Origin of the sequence: Dactylosporangium sp. NPDC049525 (genome assembly GCF_040676755.1) — a bacterium.
In the GTDB taxonomy this organism is placed as follows: Bacteria; Actinomycetota; Actinomycetes; order Mycobacteriales; family Micromonosporaceae; genus Dactylosporangium.
In genome coordinates this window covers 166,690-184,990 of sequence record NZ_JBFAPO010000010.1, presented here as the reverse complement: position 1 = coordinate 184,990, position 18,301 = coordinate 166,690, and the positions used below count along the sequence as shown (strand labels likewise).

Genomic DNA, 18,301 nt, shown 5'->3' with positions numbered 1-18,301 from the left:
GCCTCAGCCGGCCAGGGCCACCGTGCGGAAGCCGGCGTTGCCCATGGACGAGTCGGGGGTGTTGCTGGAGCGGGCGGCGTTGCGGTAGCGGTTGCAGTAGGAGTCGTGGCACAGGTACGAGCCGCCGCGTAGGACCTTCGTGACACCGTCCAGCGGACCGATCGGGGCGTGCGGCGGCGAGTGGCGGTAGTAGTCGGCGGCGAACCAGTCGGCGCACCACTCCCAGACGTTGCCGACGGCCTGCCACAGGCCGTAGCCGTTGGGGCGGTAGGTGCGCACGGGCGCGGTCCCCTTGTAGCCGTCCTCGGCGGTGTTGCGGACCGGGAACTCGCCCTGCCAGATGTTGCACGGCCAGTCGGCGGTGTCCACCGTGGAGCCCCACGGGTAACGCTCGCCGGCCAGGCCGCCGCGGGCGGCGCACTCCCACTCGGCCTCCGTCGGCAGGCGGCGGCCGGCCCAGGTGCAGTACGCCTGCGCGTCGTGCCAGCTGACATGGACGACCGGGTGGTCGGGGCGGGCGGTGGAGCCGGGGCCGTCGGGGTGCGCCCAGTCGGCGCCGCGGACGCCGAGCCACCACGGGGTCGCCGGGGCCGAGCCGACGATGTCGGCGTCGGCGCTGACGAACAGGTGGAAGACTGCCGACCAGCCCTCGGCCGAAGCGGTGGTGCGGTAGCCGGTGGCATCCACGAAGGCAGCGAAGTCGGCGACGGTGACGGTGGTCGCGTCGATGCTGAACGCATCCAGGTGCACGTCGTGGACGGGGCCCTCGCCGTCGGGGCGGGCGCCGTCGCCGTGCGCGTCGCCCATCGCGAACGTCTGCGCCGGCACGTGCGCCTGCTCGACCCCGTGCGAACCTCCACTGTGGCCGGCCGGCAGCAGGCCGCGGGAAGGAAACGCGGGCTGGCAGCAGTGCGTCATCGTCACACCCCCGGCGGGCGCGGCTGGCTGTGGTGCGGCGAATCGTGCAGGCGGGCCTGCTCCAGCCACATCGCGGTGGTCAGCTCGGCACGGACCTGCGCGTACGCGGGGTCGTGGTAGACGTTGCGGACCTCGGCGGGGTCGGCGACCAGGTCGTAGAGCTCCCACTCCGGCGGGTAGGTGCCAGGACCGGTCCCGGGGATGCCGAGGCCGTCGTTGTAGTAGTAGATGAGCTTGTACCGCGACGTCCGGTACCCGTAATGCGCGGGCGCCTTGTGGAACACGTCGTCGTGCTCCCAGTAGCGGTAGTAGACCCCGGCGGCGGGTGGCTCGGCGGGCGCGTCGAGCAGGTCGGGCCAGAAGCTGCGGCCCTGCATCCGCGGGTGGTGCGCGACCCCGGCGGCATCGAGGATGCTCTGCGCCCAGTCGACGTTGGTGACCATGTCGGTGAAGACCCGGCCCGCCGGCAGCCGACGCGGATAGCTGAGCACGAGCGGCATCCGCAGCGACTCCTCGAACATCAGCCGCTTGTCGAACCAGCCGTGCTCGCCGAGGAAGAAACCCTGGTCGGAGGCGTACATGAACAGCGTGTCGGCGAACAGGTCCCGATCGCGCAGCCAGTCGACGACCCGGCCGACGTTGTCGTCGATCGACCGCACGCAGGCGAGGTAGTCCTCCATGAACCGCTGGAACTTCCACAGCGCCTCGTCCTCATAGGACAGTCCGGGCGGCGGCGGCTCCTTGAGGTCCTCCAGGGTGAGGTGCTCGGCGATGCGCATGGTGGCGCGGCGCACCGACGAGGAGCGGGTGGCGTAGTCGTCGAAGAACGTGTCGGGGACCCGCAGCGGCTCCCGGGACACGTCCGCGGGTGGGATCCATGGCCGGTGCGGCGCCTTGTGGTAGATCAGCACGCACCACGGATCGCCGGACGGCAGGCCGGAGAGCCAGTTCAGGGCGAGGTCGGTGACGATGTCGGTGGCGTACCCGGGGACGGTCCGCAGGCCGTCGCGGGACAGCAGCTGCGGGTCGACGTACTCGCCCTGTTCGATGAACACGTCCCAGTAGTCGAAGTGCTGCGGGTCGTGGCCGGGGCCGTCGCCCATGTGCCACTTGCCGATCATCGCGGTGCGGTACCCGGCGGCCTTCAGCTGCGACACGAACGTCGGCTGCGCCGCGTCGATCGGGGTGACGAGCGTGGTGACGCCGTTGACGTGGCTGTAGGTGCCGGTGAGGATCGACGCGCGGCTCGGTGAGCACAGCGAGTTGGTGGCGAAGCAGTTGTCGAAGCGCCAGCCGTGCCCGGCGATCTCGTCGATACGGGGCGTGGTGTTGAACACCGAGCCGTAGGCGCTGATCGCGTGCGCCGCGTGGTCGTCGGTCAGCACCATCACGATGTTGGGCCGGCCGCTCATGGCGCGTAGGAGGCGTCGTCGAGGCCGCTCAGCGTGGGGTCGTGGTGCAGGGAACCGACGTCATACATGGAGGCCATCCAGTGGTGGAAGTTGTCGCCGCGGTCCCGCAGCAGCGTGTACAGCCGGTGCAGCAGCCGGGCCCGCACCCCGGCGAGCTCCGGCAGGTCGTAGGCGTTGTGCAACTCGTCGGGATCGAGTTCCAGGTCGTAGAGCTCGTTGGTGGAGTCGGGGTTGACGATCAGCTTGTAGCGACGCTCGCGCAGCATCCGTTGCGGGTACGGGAAGTGGTGCCCGTGGAACTCGGACACGACGTCCGGCGCCCAATCGGGGGAACCTCCCTGGACCAGTGGCAGGAGGCTGCGGGAGTCGACGGTGGCCGTCGACGGGATGCCGGCGAGGTCCAGGATGGTGGCGGTGCAGTCGGTGAGGCTCACGAACTCGTCGCGGACCTGCCCGGCGGGCGCGCCCGGCACCCTGATGAGGCCGGGCGTACGGTAGATGTCCTCGTACATGGCGGGGCCCTTGTCGTGCAGGCGGTGCGAGCCGGTGAACTCGCCGTGGTCGCAGGTGAAGAACACCGACGTGTCCTCGCGCAGCCCCAGGTCGTCCATCGCGGTGAGGACCCGGCCGAGCTGCTGGTCGATGAGCGTGACGTAACCCCAGTAGACGGCGATGAGCTTGCGGGTCACCTCCAGTGGCATGGTGTCGAATGTCCAGTGGGCGCTGTAGTTGCGCTGCACCGGCGGCTTGCCCTCGAAGGTCTCCGCGATCGACTTCGGCAGCTCCACAGTGGACGGGTCGACCAGGTCGAAGTACTCGTCGGGGACGATGTAGGGCAGGTGCGGGCCGAAGAAGTGCAGCGCCGTGAAGAACGGCTTGCCATCGGCGGCGTAGCGCTGCAGCATCTCGATGGTGCGGGTGGCGAGGTAGTACTCGAACGTGGCCTCGACCGGCTGGTGCAGCCGCGCGGCGAGGAGGTTGCCCGGCCCGCCGTTGGGCAGGGTCCCCCGCACGTGGTCGCTGATCCGGTACGGCGGCAGCCCCCGTGACTCCAGATAGGACAGATAGTCGGGGTGGTCGACCGGGTTGTGCCAGCCGGGCAGGTGCACCCCGTCCAGGCCGTAGTCGGCGGGCTGCTTGCGCGTGCCGGCGTGCCACTTGCCGACCAGGCCGCAGTTGTACCCATTGGCCCGCAACGCCTGCGGGAACGTGAACGTGCCGTCGGGCAGGTCCTCGCTGTAGCCGACGTTGCGCTCCTGGTTGGCGAGGAGCTTGTGCCGGAACGGTGCCTGCCCGGTGAGCAGGCTCGCCCGGGCCGGCGTGCAGATCGCCGTCGGCGTGTACCACCGGTCGAAGCGGGTGCCGGTGCGGGCGAGCTCGTCCAGCACCGGGGTCCGCGCGAGCGGGTTGCCGTAGGCGCCGAGCGTGTCCACCCGGTGCTGGTCGGTCATGAGGAACAGGATGTTGCGTGGAGCGGTCGTCACCTGGTGACCGCCGCACCGGTCCACAGGTCGCCGAGGTAGTAGGTCTTCGGGTCGACGGGCTCCTTGAGCTTGCCGGCGCTGACGAAGAAGTCGCCCATGCCGGTCAGCCACTTGCCGACGGTGCCGTCCTTGGTGGCGGCGTCGAGCTCCTGCGTGGTCAGCGCCTTGCTGTTGGCCGCGTCCGCCTTCACCGCGTCGACCTGCTGCTTGAGCATCTCCGCGGTGGCGGCGACGGTCTCGTCGGGGTGGGCGGCGCGGTAGTCGGTGGCCTCGCGCAGCACCTGGATCACCTTGGTGACGGCGGCGGCCTTCTCCGCGACGACCTTGTTGCCGGCGACGAACGCGTTGGGGAAGGACACCTTGCTGGTGAAGTCGTCGTTCTTCGCCAGTTCGACCAGGTCCGGCACGGTCTTCTTGATGGTGGCGATCGCCGGGTACCAGAACCCGGCCGCGTCGATCTGCTTCGACGAGAACGCCGACACCAGCGTGGACGCGTCCAGGGGGACCCGCTGGATGTCCTTGTTGGTCATGCCGGCGGCCTGCAGCGCGAGGGTGAGGATCATGTCGCCGGAGGTGCCCTCGGGGACGCCGACCTTCTTGCCGCGCAGCTGCTGGATCGAGGTGATGCCGGGCTGGGCGATGACCCGGTCGGCGGCGCCGAGCGTGTTGATGCCGATGATCTTCGCCTGGCCGGACGCTGGCAGCCAGAACGCGCCGGGGCCGATGTAGCCGAAGTCGAGGTCGCCGCTCTGCAGCGCCTGCACCTGCACCGGGCCGTTGGTGAAGACCTTCACCGTGGCGTCGATGCCGTACTTCTTCCACAGGCCCTGCTTGTCGGCGACGGCGAGGAGGCTGGTGCCGTTGTAGTCGCCGATGTAGCCGAACGTCACCTTGGTCGGCTCGCCCGGCTTCGCGGGTTCGTCGGACCCGCATCCGGCGACACCGATGAGGGTTGCGGCCGCCAGTACCGTGGCGAAACTGCGACGCGAGATCTTCATGGTTTCCTCTCCTGAGGTGGCTGGTGATAGACCGCGCTCCAGACGCGGTTGCGCAACCGGCCGAAGTCCGGGCCGAGCCGGATCTCCTCGGTGCGCGGGAACGGCAGGTCGACGTCGATGACCTCGACGATGCGGCCGGGGTTCGCGGCCATGACGACGACCCGGTTGGCGAGGAACACCGCCTCGTCGACGTCGTGGGTGACGAACATGACGGTGCGCCGCTCGCGGCTCCAGGTGTCCAGGAGCTGCTCCTGCAGCCGCACCCGGGTGAGCGCGTCGAGGGCGCCGAACGGCTCGTCCATCAGCAGGATCGACGGGTCGACGGCGTAGGCGCGGGCGATGGCGCAGCGCTGCTTCATCCCGCCGGACAGCGTCTTGGGCAGCGCGTCGGCGAACTGGGTCAGGCCGACCAGGTCGATGAAGTGCTCGGCGCGGCGGCGGCGTTCGGCTCTCGGCACGCCGGCGGTCCGCAGCCCGAACTCGACGTTCTTGCGCACGGTGAGCCACGGGAACAGCGCGAACTGCTGGAAGATGACGCCGCGGTCGGGGCCGGGCCCGGTGACGGCCTGCCCGCCGACGAGTGCCTGCCCGCTGGTCGGGTGGTCCAGGCCGGCGACGATGTTGAGCAGGGTGCTCTTGCCGCAGCCGGACGGGCCGACGATGGTGACGAACTCGTTGTCGGCCACGTCGAGGGACACCTCGTCGAGCGCGACGAAGTCCTTGCCCTGCAACGGGAACGTCCGCGAGACGTTCCTGACGGCGATCCGGGCGCTCATCGGCGTTCCTGCCAGGCGGTGGCGCGTCGCTCGACGAGCAGCAGCAGCCGGTCCATCAGCAGGCCGAGCACGCCGATGCTGATCAGGCCGACGAAGATGGTCGGCAGGTCGTAGTACAGCTGGGCGCTCTGCATCCGGTAGCCGAGTCCCTCCTGGGCGGCGATGAGCTCGGCGGCGACGAGGGTGGCCCAGGACGAGCCGAGACCGACCCGCATGCCGACGAGAATGAACGGGGTGGAGGCGGGCACGACGACCCTGGCGAAGATGACCCGGGTGGGCGCGCCGAGAACCCTGGCCGCATTGATGAGCGTCCGGTCGACGCCGACGACGCCCTGGAACGTGGCGATGACGCAGGCGAGGAACGCGGCGAGGAAGATGACGAACAGCTTCGGGGTCTCGCCGATGCCCATCAGCACGATCGCCAGGGGGATGATCGCCAGAGGCGGGATGGTGCGGAAGAACTGCACCCACGGCTCGATCAGCCCGCGGGCCACGGTGTACCAGCCCATGAGGAACCCCACGGGGATCGCCAGGCCGGTGCCGAGCGCGAAGCCGATCAGCACCCGGCGGAGGCTGGCGACGATGTCGGCCTCCAGGGTGCCGTCGCCGAGCAGGTCGGCGGCCTTGCTGAGCACGGCGGGCGGCGTGGGCACGGTCGGGTCGGTGGTGGCGTAGATCCACCACGCGGCGATCCCGGCGGCCGCGGACACGGCGTTGAGCAACCACACGCCGCGGCGGCGCGGGGCTGTTCTCGTGGTGCCACCGACGACGCTCATCGGCGTCCCGGTCCGGTCATGAACGGCTCCTCAAGGCACGGTGCAGTAACCGTCCACACGGGACGGACGGTGGATCGCGTGGCGGCGGGCTAGTGGTAGCCCGCGAGCAGCGGGGTCTGCCGGTACAGGGCGGCGATGGCGCCGAGGGCCCCGTCCTCGTCGCCGAGCCGGGCGGCGCGGACCACCCGCTCCCCGCCATCGGCGACGACGGTGCCGGCCCGCTCGGCGATGGTGGCGGCGACCCGGTCGACGACGCCCGGCCAACATCGGGTGAGCCGCCCGCCGACCACGATCTGGGCCGGGTCGAGGACCAGCGCCGCGGCGGCGAGGACCTGCCCGACGGCGTCGGCGGCCTCGTCGAGCACCGCCGCCGCGACCGGGTCGCCGCGCCGCAGCGCGGCCTCGAGTTCCTCGGCGGTGTGCACCGCGAGGCCGCGCCGGCGGCAGGTGCGCAGGACGGCGGGCACCGAGGCGACCGTCTCCAGGCAGCCGCGGCGGCCGCACCGGCACGCGTCGGCCTGCGCCGCCGGGAAGACCGCCGGGACGTGGCCGAACTCGCCGGCGACGCCGTGGCCGCCGGTGACCAGCCTGCCGCCGACGACGAGGCCGCCGCCGATGCCGTCGGCGAGCCGGATGTAGAGCACGTCGTGCAGGTCTGGTCCTTCGGTGATCGCCTCGGCGAGCGCGGCGAACCTGGTGTTGTTGTCGGCGATGACCGGCGCGCCGAAGCGTTCCCGGAATGCCCGGGCGACCGCCGGCTCGGCCGGGCGGGGCCCGGCGACGCCGACGCCGACACCCTGCAGCGCGCGGAAGCTGACCCCGGACCGGGCCCCGACGCCATCGATCAGGTCGAAGGCGACCGCGACCCGCTCGGTCCAGCCGGTGTCAGGCCCATAGGCCGCATGACCGGCCGCCATCACCTCGTGGGCGGCGTCGGCGACGGCGATGCGGACCCTGGTGTGGCCGAGGTCGACGCCGAGGAACTGCCCGGACGACGGGTCGAGCGTCAGCAGCTCTGCCGGCCGGCCGCTGCCGGCGCGCAGGCTGGCGTCGGTGTCGACGACCACGACCGCGCCGCGGGAGAGCAGGTCGCCGGTGATCTCCGACAGGGTGGTGCGGGACAGCCCGACCTTCGCCGCGATCTGCCCGCGGCTGAGGGCGCCGTGTTCCCGCAGGACGCGCAGGACGCGCTCCTCATGCGTGCGCCTGACCAGCGCGTGGACACCCTCAACGGACACGACGACACCGTAGGGCGGACCGAATTTTTCCGTCAACCCTCCGACAGAATTTTCCCCAGTAATGTAATGGGAAATACAGGAATTTACGCTGGGTCGGTGACGTTCGAGGCGCTGGCCGGGCCCCTGCGCGGCGAGCTGCTCGCGCACTGTTACCGCATGCTGGGCTCGCTGCACGACGCCGAGGACGCGGTGCAGGAGACCTACCTGAGGGCCTGGAAGGCGTTCCCGGGCCTCGCCGACCACGCCGGGGTGCGGCCCTGGATGTACCGGATCGCCACCAACCGCTGCCTCACCGCCCTGGACCGGCGCGGCCGCCGCGAGCTGCCCGCTGATCCGGCCGGCGAGCCGTTGTGGATGCAGCCGTTCCCCGACGCGATCACCGGGGTCTCGGTGGAGCTGGCGTTCGTCGCCGCCCTGCAGCATCTCGCGCCACGGCCGCGGGCCGCGATCCTGCTCCGGGAGGTCCTCGGCTTCTCCGCCGCCGAGACCGCCGCCGCGCTCGACACGACGGTCGCCGCCGTCAACAGCGCCGTCCAGCGGGCCCGCAAGGTCCTGCCCGCCCCCGACCCCGCGCCCTCACCCGACATACAGGAGGTGGCCCGCGCCTATCGTGCGGCATGGGAGGCGGGTGACGTCGACACCATCGTCGGGATGCTGGCCGACGACGCGAAGTACTCGATGCCGCCCCTGCCCGAGGTGTACCACGGTGCCGCGGCCATCCGCACGTTCCTCCTCGACGGTCCGGCTCTGCACCGGTGGCGGTTCCTGCCGACCCGGGCGAACGGCCGGCCGGCGTTCGGCACGTACCTCCTCGGCCCAGGCGGTCGGTTCGAGGCGGCGAGCATCGACGTGGTGACGGTCCACGGCTCGCGGGTCACGTCGGTGGTGTCGTTCCTCGGCCCGGCCCTGTTCGCCGCGTTCGAGCTGCCTGGGTCACTCGATCCGCGATGAGTCCGGCCGCCACGCCGGGTTGTACCAGTGACGGACACACCGACGTGGAAGGACACAGCATGCTGCTGGCAGGGAAGAACGCGATCGTGTACGGGGGCGGCGGGTCGGTCGGCGGGGCCATGGCCAGGGCGTACGGCCGGGCGGGCGCCCGGGTGTTCCTCGCCGGGCGCACCCGCTCCACGCTGGAGACGGTCGCCGGGGACGTCCGCGCGGCCGGCGGGACCGCGGACACGGCCGTCGTCGACGCCCTCGACGAGCGGTCGGTCGAGGAGCACGCGGCCGCGGTCGTGGCGGAGGCGGGCCGGATCGACGTCGCGGTCAACGTCATCGCCGACGCCGACGTGCAGGGCACTCCGATGCTCGACATGACCGTCGAGGATTACCTGGCGCCGGTGGTGCAGTCGGTGCGGTCGAAGTTCCTCACCTCCCGCGCCGCCGGCCGGCACATGGCCCGCGACGGCGGTGGCGGCGTGCTGCTGTTCTTCGGCGGGTCCGGTGAGCCGCCGCGCGACTACTACCTCGGCGGGCTGCAGACCGCGTTCGAGGCCGTCGAGCAGATGCGCCGCCAGCTCGCCACGGAGCTGGCGGCGCACGGCGTGCGGGTGCTGACGCTGCGCACCGGCGGCGTGCCCGAGGTGATCCCGGCCGGCGTCCCAGGCCGCGACGCCATCGAGGCGAGCATCACCGGCCAGACCCTGCTGGGCCGGCCGGCGACCCTGGAGGACGTCGGCAACCTGGCGGTCTTCGCCGCCTCCGACCTGGCCCGCACGATGACGGGCACCGCACTGAACATGACCTGCGGCGCGATGCTCGACTGAGCCGCTACGCCGGTGCGGCCCGCCGTCGGGTGCGGCGGGCCGCCACCACGCTGATCACACCGGCGAGGAGCCCGGCGGTGACGTAGCTCAGCGTCCAGTTCTGCATGAACGCGTGGGCGCCGAGAGCGCCGTAGCACAGGAACAACAGGGCGACGAGGCCGAACGGCACCGCGAACGCCAGCCGCAGCGCGGGACCCGCCGGCGTCCAGGCCGGCGTGCCGAGCGCGGTCCAGCGGCGCGCCACGAGCAGGGCGGCCAGCAGCGCGACGCCGATGAGCGCCACGACCACGAACGGGAACCCCGGCCCACCGGCCGGCACCGTGTTGAGCTGGCTCCGGTAGAGCGCGGCGCAGTCCAGGCCGGGCGTGGCCGGCACCCACGGCCGCTCGCACATGTCCCGCTGGCTGCCGAACCGGTCGGTGGCGATCATCAGCTGTGCGAACGGCCGGCCGAGGAGCCAGGTGACGGTGCCGCTCACGCCATACCAGGCGAGGGCGGCGCCGATGACGGCCCACGCGCCGACGGTGAGCCTGCGCAGCGCCGCCCGCAGACCCGCCGGGGCGGGCCGGACGACCTGCCGGGCGATGTCGGTGGCGGCGCCGAACCTGGCGACGGCCTCCCGCTCGGCGGCCATCGGGTCGAGGCCGCGGGCGATGCCGTCCTCGGTCGCGGCGAGCAGGTGGGTCTCGGCCTCGGCGAGGATCCGGCGGCCGGGCGCGCCGGTGCCGGCCAGCCGGTCGAACATCTCGTCGAGGTACTCCTCGACCGGGTGCTGATCCCCGGTCATGCCGGCACCGGGCCTGCGGCGGTGCCGATCACGGACTGCACGCCGCTGACGAAGCTGCGCCACTCGCGCTGCTTCACGGCCCTGGCCTGCCGGCCGTCGCTGGTGAGCGCATAGACCCGGCGACGGCGGGGCACGGCCTGCTCCCAGTGGCTCACGACGAGACCGTCGCGTTCGAGGCGGTGCAGCGCCGGATAGACGGTGCCCTCCGGCAGGTCGAACGCCCCCTCGGAGCGGTCCCGCAGCGCGGCGATCAGGGCGTAGCCGTGCACCGGGCCGGCGTCGGCCAACACGGCGAGCAGCAGCAGGTCGAGATGACCCCGGACATCCATACCTAGGCAACCTAGGTATGAGTGTCGTCGATGTCAACTACTGTCGGACCGGTGCGGACCGCGCTCCTCGTCCTGGCCGGCGCCCTCGGTGGGGTGATCGGCACGGCGGGCGGGATCTCGTCGCTCATCACGTATCCGGCGCTGCTCGCCGCCGGCCTGGGCCCGGTGCAGGCGAACGTGGCCAACACCGTGGCGGTCATCAGCGGGGCCGTGGCGTCGGCGGCGGCGTCGCGGGAGGAGCTGCGGGTCCACCGGCGGCGGCTGCCGTGGTGGGTCCTGATCGCGATGGTCGGCGGCACCGGCGGTGCGGTCCTGCTGCTGGTCACTCCGCCGGGAGTGTTCGCGTGGATCGTGCCGTTCCTGATCGCGTTCGCCGCCGTGCTGGTCCTGGTGCGACCCGCGGTGGACAAGACCGCCGCCCCGGCGGCCGCCGCCGCGGGCACAGCGGCGGCCGGGTCCCGGAGCCGGCTCGCGACGGGACGCCCCGTCGCGACGTGGCGTCCCGTCGAGACCTGGCGGCTGGTCGCCGCCGCGGCGGCGCTGTTCGCGGTCTGCATTTACAGCGGTTACTTCGGCGCCGGGGCCGGCATCCTCACCCTCGCCATCGTGCTGCTGCTGGTCGATCCGGAGCTGGTCCGCGCCAACGCCGTGAAGAACGCCCTCACCGCCTGCGCCGGCGTCGTGCCCGCGGTCGTGTTCGCGGTCGTCGCCGACGTCGCCTGGTGGGCGGTCGTCCCCCTCGCTGCCGGCTCGGCCGTCGGCGGCGCGCTCGGCCCCGCCGTCACCCGCCGCCTCGACCCGCGCGTGCTGCGCACCGCCGTCGCCGTCATGGGTTTCGGCCTCGCCGCCTGGCTGCTGGTGCGGGCGGCCGGCGGGGCATGACGACGCACTGGGTCCTGCTCACCGCCGCCCGGCGCTGACCGGCGGCCGATCCTGGGTTTCGGCCTCACCGCCTGGCTGCTCGTGCGAGCCGCAGGCGGGGCATGACGACGGACCGGGTCGTGCTCACCGCCGCCCGGCGCTGACCGGCGGCCGATCCGGCGCACCGCCCGCTCGGCGCGCCGGATCGGCCGGGCCGGTCGGCCTCAGCCGGCCCACTCCTTGGCCAGCAGCTCGAAGGAGCGGACCCGGTCGGCGTGGTCGTGGGTGATGGTGGTGACCAGGAGCTCGTCCGCGCCGGTCACCCGCTGCAACGTGCGCAGCTGGGCGGCGACCTGGGACGGATCGCCGACGAACTGGGTGTCGAGGCGGTCCTGGACGAGGGCCTGGTCCTCGTCGGTCCACGGTGCCGCGGCGGCCTCGGCCGGCGTCGGATAGGGGATGGCGCCGGCGCCGGTGCGGATGCTGCGGACCCAGTGCCGGTACGGCGACGCGAGATGCCGCGCCTCCGCCTCGTCGGGCGCGACGACAACGTCGGCGGAGACCAGGACGTACGGGCGGTCCAGCACCGGCGACGGGCGGAACGCGGCCCGGTACGCCTCCACCGCCTCGAGCACGGTCGCGGGTGCGACGTGGTAGTTGGCGGCGAACGGCAGGCCCCGCTCCCCCGCGACGGTGGCGCTCTGCCCGGCGCTGGAGCCCAGGATCCACAGCTCGACCTTCGCGCCCTCGCCGGGCGTGACGTGCACGTCGAGGTCGCCGCGGGTGTAGGTGCCGGCGATGAGCGCCTGGATGTCGTCGACGACGTCGGCGAAGTCCGGCGCCGTCGCACCCGGCTGCTGCAGCAGCTCCGCGAACAGCGCGAAGCGCGGCTGCACGACCAGTTTCCCGAAGTCGAACGCCGGCGGGATGAGCAGGCCGTCGACGACCCGGGCCGGCTTCGGCGCCGGCGGCGGCCCGGCCAGCGCGGCCAGGGCCTCCGTGCGCCGCTGCCCGGACCGGCCGAGGCCGAGGTCGAACCGGCCGGGGTACACCGCGTCGAGGAGCCCGAACTGCTCCACCACCGACAGGGCCGTCTGGTGGCCGACCTGGACCGCGCCGGACCCGACCCGGATCCGGTCGGTGGCCGCCGCGATGAGGCCGATGAGCACGGCCGGCGCGGCGCTGGCGACACCGGCGGCGAAGTGATGCTCGGCGACCCAGAAACGCTGGTAGCCGAACGACTCGGCGCGCTTGGCGAGGTCGATCGTGTTGCGCAGGGCGGCGCCCGCGTCGCTGCCGGAGCTCAGCGGGGCCAGGTCGAGAATGGACAGTGGAACGGTCATGACGGCACCGCCAAGGGTGGGAACGGGCGACTGGGGATCTCACGGCGCAGCACGGGAGCGACCTCCGCCTGGAAGAGCTCGAGGGAGCCGCGGTGCTGCTTGTCGGTCAGCCCGTCGGCGTCGGCCTGCACGTGCATGACCTCGTGACCGAGCCGGGCGTGATACCGGTGGACCTTGTCGATGATCTGCTGCGGGCTGCCGACGAGGATCGAGCTGCGTTCGATCGCGTCCTCCAGGGTGTGGAAGACCGGCTCGACGCCGACGCGTTTGAACAGCTCCAGGCGCTTGTTGAAGATCGGCCGGTAGACGTCGATGGCGTCCTGGGACCGTTCGGCCACGTACGTCCCGGCGGAGCCGGCGCCGACGAGCGCCGTGGACGCGTCGTGGCCGTGGAAGGCGAGCCGTTCACGGTAGTACGCGACCAGCTCGGCGTAGGGCTCGACCGGGTTGGTGACGTTGGCGGAGAACAGCGGGTCGCCGTGCAGGGCGGCGAGCTCGACGGAGGCCTTGCTGGTGGCGCTGCCGTGCCAGATGCGGATCCGCGGCTGCAGCGGCCGCGGCCACGCCTCGGCGTCATCGAGGGACGGGCGGAACCTGCCCGACCAGGTGACCTTGTCCTCGCGCCACAGGCGGGTGAACAGCTCGTAGCCCTCGCGGTTGCGGTCCCACTGGTCGTCGGCGGTGACGTGGAACAGCTTCGCCTGCGCGGCGCCGTTGCCCTTGCCGACGATGAGTTCCAGGCGCCCGCCGGACAGGTTGTCCAAGGTGGAGTAGTCCTCGAAGGCGCGGACCGGGTCCAGCAGGCTCAGCGTGGTCACGGCGGTGAACAGCCGGATGACGCTGGTGCGGGCGGCGATGTGGCTGAGCACGACCGGCGGTGAGGAGGAGATGAACGGCCGCTCGTGGCGTTCACCGACGCCGAAGCCGTCGAAGCCGAGCTGCTCGGCGAGGACCGCGTTGTCGACGACCTCCCGCAGCCGTTCGCGGGCGGGTTTGTGGCCGTCGGTGACGATCAGGGTGATGGCGAGGAACTTCAACGCAGGACCCCTTCGGCGAACGTGTACGCCTCTTCCAGGTGCGGGTAGCCGGACAGGATGAACTCCTCGATGCCGACCGCGCGGTATTCGTCGATGCGGGCGGCGACCTCGGCGTGACTGCCGACGAGCGCGGTGCCGGCGCCGCCGCGGACCAGGCCGATGCCGGCCCACAGGTTGGGTGCGACGACGAGCCGGTCGCGGTCGCCGCCGTGCAGGTCGAGCATGCGGCGCTGGCCGACGGAGTCGAGGCTGCGCAGGCTCTCCTGGCGCTGCCGGATCGTCTCGTCGTCGACGCCGGCGATGAGCCGCTCCGCGTCGGCCCACGCCTGGTCGGCGGTGGCGCGGGTGATGACGTGCAGCCGGATGCCGAAGCGGATCGGCCGGCCGGCGGCGGCCCGGACCTTCTCGACCTTCTCCGCGACCTGCTCGACGGGTTCGCCCCAGGTGAGGTACACGTCGGCATGCTGGGCGGCGAGCTGGACCGCGGCCGGTGAAGACCCGCCGAGGTACACGGTCGGGATCGTCGGTGGCGGCTCGCGCAGCAGCCCACCCTCGATGTCGTAGTGCGCACCGTGGTGGTCGACCCGCGCACCGGTCCACGCGGCACGCACGACGTCGAGGAACTCCCCGGCCCGTTCGTAGCGGGCGTCGTGGTCCAGGGGGTCGCCGTAGCCGCGCTGCTCGGCGGCGCTGCTGCCGATGACGACGTTGAGCAGCAGCCGCCCCGCCGACAGCCGCTGGAACGTGGCGGCCATCTGCGCCGCGAGCACCGGGGTGATCAGCCCCGGCCGGAACGCGACGAGGAACTTCAGCCGGCGCGTCTCGGCGATGAGCGCGGCCGTGGTCAGCCACGCGTCCTCGCAGTGCACTCCGGTCGGGGTGAGCACGCCGGTGTAGCCGAGCTGGTCGGCGGCGCGGGCGATCTGGGTCAGGTAGTCCAGGGTCGGCGCCCGATGGGTCGCGGAGCGCGGCAGCGGCGTGGTGTCCTGCGCGCCGATGATCCCGCCGTGCGTGCCGGCGCCCACCGCGTGATCGTCGCCGCCGGTGGGGAGGAACCAGTGGAACACCGGATCGGGCAAGGTGTCAGACATGGTCGAGTCCGAGGTGCCCGCGCAGCGTCGTGGTGGTGTACTCGGTGCGGAACACGCCACGCTCCTGCAGCAGCGGCACGACCCCGTCGACGAACTCGTCGAGGCCGCCGGGCACCAGGTGCGGCACGAGGATGAACCCGTCGGCGGCGTCGCCCTGCACGAACTCGTCGATGGTGGCCGCAACGGTCGACGGGGTGCCGATGAACGTCTGCCGGCCGGTCACCTCGATGATGAGGTCCCGGATGCCGAGTCCCTTCTCCTCCGCGGTCGCCCGCCACTGCCGGGCGGTGGCCAGGGGGTCGTCGAAGAGGCGGGTGCGGCCCTTGATGATGGAGTCGTCGTCCAGGACCGGGTCGAAGACCGGCAGCGGCCCGTCGGGGTCGTGGTCGCTGAGGTCCTTGTTCCACAGCTGTTCCAGCAGCAGGATCGCGGTCTGCGGGCTGACCTGCTGCCGCCGGACGTGGTGCGCTCGTTCAGCGGCGTCGGCCAATGAGGAGCCGAGGACGAACGTGCTGGCCGGCAGGATCTTCAGCTCGTCGGGGCGCCGGCCGTGGCGGGCCATGCGGCCCTTGACGTCGGCGTAGAACGCCTTGCCGGACTCCAGGGTGCCGTGCCGGGAGAAGATCGCGTCGGCGTCGCGGGCCGCGAACTCGCGCCCCGGGTCGGAGTCGCCCGCCTGGATGATCAGCGGCCGGCCCTGCGGGCTGCGCGGCACCGTGAAATGACCGCGGATGTCGATGTGTTGTCCACTGTGGACGAATTCGCCGGGGTCGCCGGAACGGGTGAACCTCCCGCCTTCCCGGTCGGCGACGATCTCGGCGGCGGGCCAGGTGTCCCACAGTTCGCGGGCGGTGTGCAGGACCTCGGCGGCGCGGGTGTACCGGTCGGCGCGGTCGAGGTAGCCGCCGCGGCGGAAGTTCTCGCCGGTGAACGCGTCGGAGGAGGTGACCACGTTCCAGCCCGCGCGGCCGCCGGACAGGTGGTCCAGCGAGGCGAGCTTGCGGGCCAGCTCATAGGGCTCGTTGAAGGTGGCGTTGACGGTGCCGGTGAGCCCCAGGTGGGTGGTGACGGCGGCGAGCCCGGCCAGGACGGTGAGCGCGTCCGGGCGGCCGACCACGTCCAGGTCGTGGATGCGGCCGCGCTGCTCGCGCAGCCGGAGCCCCTCGGCGAGGAAGAAGAAGTCGAACTTCCCCCGTTCCGCGCTCTGCGCGAAGCGGCGGAACGAGTCGAACGCGATCTGGCTGCCCGCCGCCGGGTCGCTCCACACCGTGGTGTTGTTCACGCCCGGGAAGTGCGCCGCGAGGATGACCTGCTTCTTCGGGTTCGTCATGCGGTGACCTCCGTGCGGGCGTAGCGGTTCTGCGCGGCGGGCAGGCCGAGGTGCCCGCGCAGCGTGGTGGCGGTGTAGCCGGTGCGGAAGGCGTCCTCGGCCTGCAGCAGCGGCACGAGGTCCTCGACGATGGCTTCCAGGTCGGCGGGCAGCACGCCGGGCCGCAGCCGGAACCCGTCGATGCCGGTCTCCCGCCACGCCAGCAGCAGCTCGGCCAGGCCGGCGGCGTCGCCGGTGTAGATGTAGGCGTCGCTGGTGTACGCCGCGCCGTCGAGCTGGTCGAGGCGGGCCTTGCGGTCCGGGTCGAGGAACACCACGACGTCGGCGAAGACCTTGGCCGGTCCGAGCGAGCGGACCTCGGCGACGATCTCGGCCGCGTTCGCCACGCTGGTCGGCGTCACGTACAGGATGTCGGTGCCGAGTTCGTATCCGGCGCGGGAGTGGGCGAGGGCGGTGACGACCGGCTGGCCCTGCGGCGGGCGTGGCGTGATCGACGGGCCCTTGACGCTGAAGTGCCGCCCGGTGAAGTCGATGTAGTGCAGCTTGTCCCGGTCGATGAACCGGCCGGTGGCGACGTCGCGGATCTCGGCGTCGTCCTCCCAGCTGTCCCAGAGCCGGCGGACCACCTCGATGTGGTCGGCGGCCTCGGCGAACAGCTCCGCGATGTGCGCCTGCGTGGCGGGCTCGTCGAGGTGGTCCAGGTCGAACGGCGGGAAGCTGCGGCGGCCGAAGTGCGCGGCCTCGCCGGGGCGGCCGGACACCTGCGCCCGCCATCCGGCGCGGCCGGTGCTGAGGTAGTCGAGGGTGGCGAGCTGGGTGGAGACGTGGAACGGCTCGGTGTGGGTGACGGTCACCGTCGGCACCAGGCCGATGTGGGTCGTCACGGGGGCGACCCGGGCCGCGATGAGCAGCGCGTCGAGGCGGCCCTTGACGTGATCCGCCCGCCCGTCGAGCCCGTCGTAGCGGCCGGACTGCAGGCCGAGGGAGTCCTCGATGGTGACGAAGTCCAGCCCGCCGCCCTCGGCGAGGCGGACCAGGCGCAGCCAGTACCCCGGCGAGAACAGCTCATCAGGGAACGTCGACGGATCCCGCCAGGCGGCTGGATGCCACCCGGCGCCGTCCAGCGCGACGGCCAGGTGCAGGTGCCGACTCATGCCGGGATCCCTTCGGGGCGGTGTGCAGGGGCGTCCCAGTCGAGAAGCTCGTTGCCGGGCGCGGTGAACGTGGTGAAGTCGGTCGTGTCGCGGAACGCCGGCACCGTGTACAGGTCCCGGGCGTAGTCCCACAGGTGCGGGAAGTCGGCGAGGCCGGCGCCGTAGCGCACCAGCGTGACGAACAGCCGGATGTCGGCCTCGGTGATCGCGGGGCCGAGCAGGAACCGGCGGGTGGCGAGGCGCTCGTCGAGGGTGCCGAGCGCGTCGAGGAACGCGGTGCGGCCCGGCTCGTCGGTGCGGCGCACGCCGTGGTTGACGGCCGGGTTGAGCCACGCGTCGAGCTGCTCGATCTCCTCCCGGTGCGCCTCCGGGTAGGTGTCGATCACCGGCGTCGCGACGTGCCGGAAGCGGGTGGCGAAGTCGATCCCGATGCCCTTGAAGTCGTTGCTGACCACCCGGGCCGTGGCGCGGTCCCACAGCGTCGGGACCGAGACGTGGCCGTCGAAGTCCTCCTCGGTCGCGTCGTACGCCTGCCGCAGCAGCGTGAAGCCGTTGACCGGGTCGGGGCCGTACCGCTCCCGGAACGCCCAGCCGCGGCCGTCGCGGACGTTGTCGACGTAGGACACCGTGACGACGTCGCGGAGCCCGGCCAGGGCGTGGGCGATCGTCACGCGCTGCGACCACGGACAGAACCAGCCCGCGTAGAGGTGATAGCGGCCCGGCTGGGGGTCGTCGACCACGTGGCCGGCGAAGCGGTACAGCGGGCGGGGGTCGTCGGGCCGTTGCAGGATGCGGTACTCGCCATGGGCCGTCGTGTCGACGGGGCTGGCCAGACGGCTTGAGCGGGGCAGTTTCGGCATGGTGGTCCTCCGTGGATCCGGAGTGCGATAGCCGACTAATCCTACGTGCAAGATATGGAATTATCCAGAGGTACGTGAGATGGCCGACAGGACTGCCCATCGACCGTTGACAGTCACGCACAGCCACTGCTGCACTGG

18 protein-coding genes are annotated in these 18,301 nt (G+C 72.2%); 3 read left to right on the top strand and 15 right to left on the bottom strand.

The features are described from left to right. Positions 1-3: 3 nt before the first annotated feature. The 7 genes from AB0K00_RS17910 to AB0K00_RS17880 form a co-directional block, all read right to left on the bottom strand. On the bottom strand, positions 4-918 hold the full coding sequence (locus AB0K00_RS17910) for a formylglycine-generating enzyme family protein (RefSeq protein WP_363522043.1): 915 nt from the start codon (positions 916-918) through the stop codon (positions 4-6). 2 nt (positions 919-920) lie between these two features. Beyond that, positions 921-2,330: a sulfatase gene (locus AB0K00_RS17905; RefSeq protein WP_363522042.1), complete on the bottom strand. Its 1,410-nt coding sequence runs from the start codon at positions 2,328-2,330 to the stop codon at positions 921-923. Further along, positions 2,327-3,814, bottom strand: a complete 1,488-nt coding sequence (locus AB0K00_RS17900) for a sulfatase-like hydrolase/transferase (protein WP_363522040.1) — start codon at positions 3,812-3,814, stop codon at positions 2,327-2,329. The genes AB0K00_RS17905 and AB0K00_RS17900 overlap by 4 nt, the downstream gene beginning before the upstream one ends. Continuing rightward, positions 3,811-4,812 carry an aliphatic sulfonate ABC transporter substrate-binding protein gene (locus AB0K00_RS17895; protein ID WP_363522038.1) on the bottom strand — a complete coding sequence of 334 codons (1,002 nt, stop codon included), beginning with the start codon at positions 4,810-4,812 and terminating at the stop codon, positions 3,811-3,813. The genes AB0K00_RS17900 and AB0K00_RS17895 overlap by 4 nt, the downstream gene beginning before the upstream one ends. Then, the gene (locus AB0K00_RS17890; protein WP_363522036.1) at positions 4,809-5,588 is read right to left on the bottom strand and encodes an ABC transporter ATP-binding protein; all 780 of its coding nucleotides are present in this window, start codon (positions 5,586-5,588) and stop codon (positions 4,809-4,811) included. Before AB0K00_RS17890 ends, AB0K00_RS17895 begins: the two co-directional genes overlap by 4 nt. Beyond that, complete coding sequence (locus AB0K00_RS17885) at positions 5,585-6,364, bottom strand: ABC transporter permease (RefSeq protein WP_363522034.1); 780 nt, start codon at positions 6,362-6,364, stop codon at positions 5,585-5,587. Before AB0K00_RS17885 ends, AB0K00_RS17890 begins: the two co-directional genes overlap by 4 nt. 89 nt (positions 6,365-6,453) lie before the next feature. Then, entirely contained in the window at positions 6,454-7,602 is a 1,149-nt protein-coding gene (locus AB0K00_RS17880) for an ROK family transcriptional regulator (protein ID WP_363522032.1), read from the bottom strand. A gap of 96 nt (positions 7,603-7,698) precedes the next feature. Between AB0K00_RS17880 and AB0K00_RS17875 the strand changes: the two genes are divergently transcribed. Together AB0K00_RS17875 and AB0K00_RS17870 are read left to right on the top strand one after the other, a co-directional pair. Next, positions 7,699-8,553 (top strand): RNA polymerase subunit sigma-70, encoded by an 855-nt coding sequence (locus AB0K00_RS17875; RefSeq protein WP_363522031.1) that lies wholly within the window; start codon positions 7,699-7,701, stop codon positions 8,551-8,553. 59 nt (positions 8,554-8,612) lie between these two features. Further along, positions 8,613-9,371, top strand: coding sequence for an SDR family oxidoreductase (locus AB0K00_RS17870; protein ID WP_363522029.1), 759 nt, complete (start codon positions 8,613-8,615; stop codon positions 9,369-9,371). A 4-nt stretch (positions 9,372-9,375) separates the two neighbouring features. On the opposite strand, the gene AB0K00_RS17865 is transcribed toward AB0K00_RS17870, so the two are convergent. Next, entirely contained in the window at positions 9,376-10,158 is a 783-nt protein-coding gene (locus AB0K00_RS17865; protein WP_363522027.1) for a permease prefix domain 1-containing protein, read from the bottom strand. Beyond that, positions 10,155-10,487 (bottom strand): helix-turn-helix transcriptional regulator, encoded by a 333-nt coding sequence (locus tag AB0K00_RS17860; protein WP_363522025.1) that lies wholly within the window; start codon positions 10,485-10,487, stop codon positions 10,155-10,157. The genes AB0K00_RS17865 and AB0K00_RS17860 overlap by 4 nt, the downstream gene beginning before the upstream one ends. Before the next feature lie 51 nt (positions 10,488-10,538). Here AB0K00_RS17860 and AB0K00_RS17855 point away from each other — a divergent pair, with 51 nt between their 5' ends. After that, entirely contained in the window at positions 10,539-11,369 is an 831-nt protein-coding gene (locus AB0K00_RS17855; RefSeq protein ID WP_363522023.1) for a sulfite exporter TauE/SafE family protein, read from the top strand. A gap of 203 nt (positions 11,370-11,572) precedes the next feature. Here the strand turns inward: AB0K00_RS17855 and AB0K00_RS17850 are convergent, their stop codons facing one another. Genes AB0K00_RS17850 through AB0K00_RS17825 form a run of 6 tightly spaced genes read right to left on the bottom strand, consistent with a single transcriptional unit; the run spans position 11,573 to position 18,163 of the window. Next, positions 11,573-12,691, bottom strand: a complete 1,119-nt coding sequence (locus tag AB0K00_RS17850; protein WP_363522021.1) for an MsnO8 family LLM class oxidoreductase — start codon at positions 12,689-12,691, stop codon at positions 11,573-11,575. Next, positions 12,688-13,728 carry an LLM class flavin-dependent oxidoreductase gene (locus tag AB0K00_RS17845; RefSeq protein WP_363522019.1) on the bottom strand — a complete coding sequence of 347 codons (1,041 nt, stop codon included), beginning with the start codon at positions 13,726-13,728 and terminating at the stop codon, positions 12,688-12,690. Before AB0K00_RS17845 ends, AB0K00_RS17850 begins: the two co-directional genes overlap by 4 nt. Then, complete coding sequence (locus tag AB0K00_RS17840) at positions 13,725-14,819, bottom strand: LLM class flavin-dependent oxidoreductase (RefSeq protein WP_363522017.1); 1,095 nt, start codon at positions 14,817-14,819, stop codon at positions 13,725-13,727. Before AB0K00_RS17840 ends, AB0K00_RS17845 begins: the two co-directional genes overlap by 4 nt. Beyond that, positions 14,812-16,149, bottom strand: coding sequence for an NtaA/DmoA family FMN-dependent monooxygenase (locus AB0K00_RS17835; protein WP_363522016.1), 1,338 nt, complete (start codon positions 16,147-16,149; stop codon positions 14,812-14,814). Before AB0K00_RS17835 ends, AB0K00_RS17840 begins: the two co-directional genes overlap by 8 nt. Next, entirely contained in the window at positions 16,146-17,303 is a 1,158-nt protein-coding gene (locus AB0K00_RS17830; protein WP_363522015.1) for an LLM class flavin-dependent oxidoreductase, read from the bottom strand. The genes AB0K00_RS17835 and AB0K00_RS17830 overlap by 4 nt, the downstream gene beginning before the upstream one ends. Next, positions 17,300-18,163, bottom strand: a complete 864-nt coding sequence (locus AB0K00_RS17825; RefSeq protein ID WP_363522013.1) for a glutathione S-transferase C-terminal domain-containing protein — start codon at positions 18,161-18,163, stop codon at positions 17,300-17,302. Before AB0K00_RS17825 ends, AB0K00_RS17830 begins: the two co-directional genes overlap by 4 nt. Between the last annotated feature and the right edge of the window lie 138 nt (positions 18,164-18,301).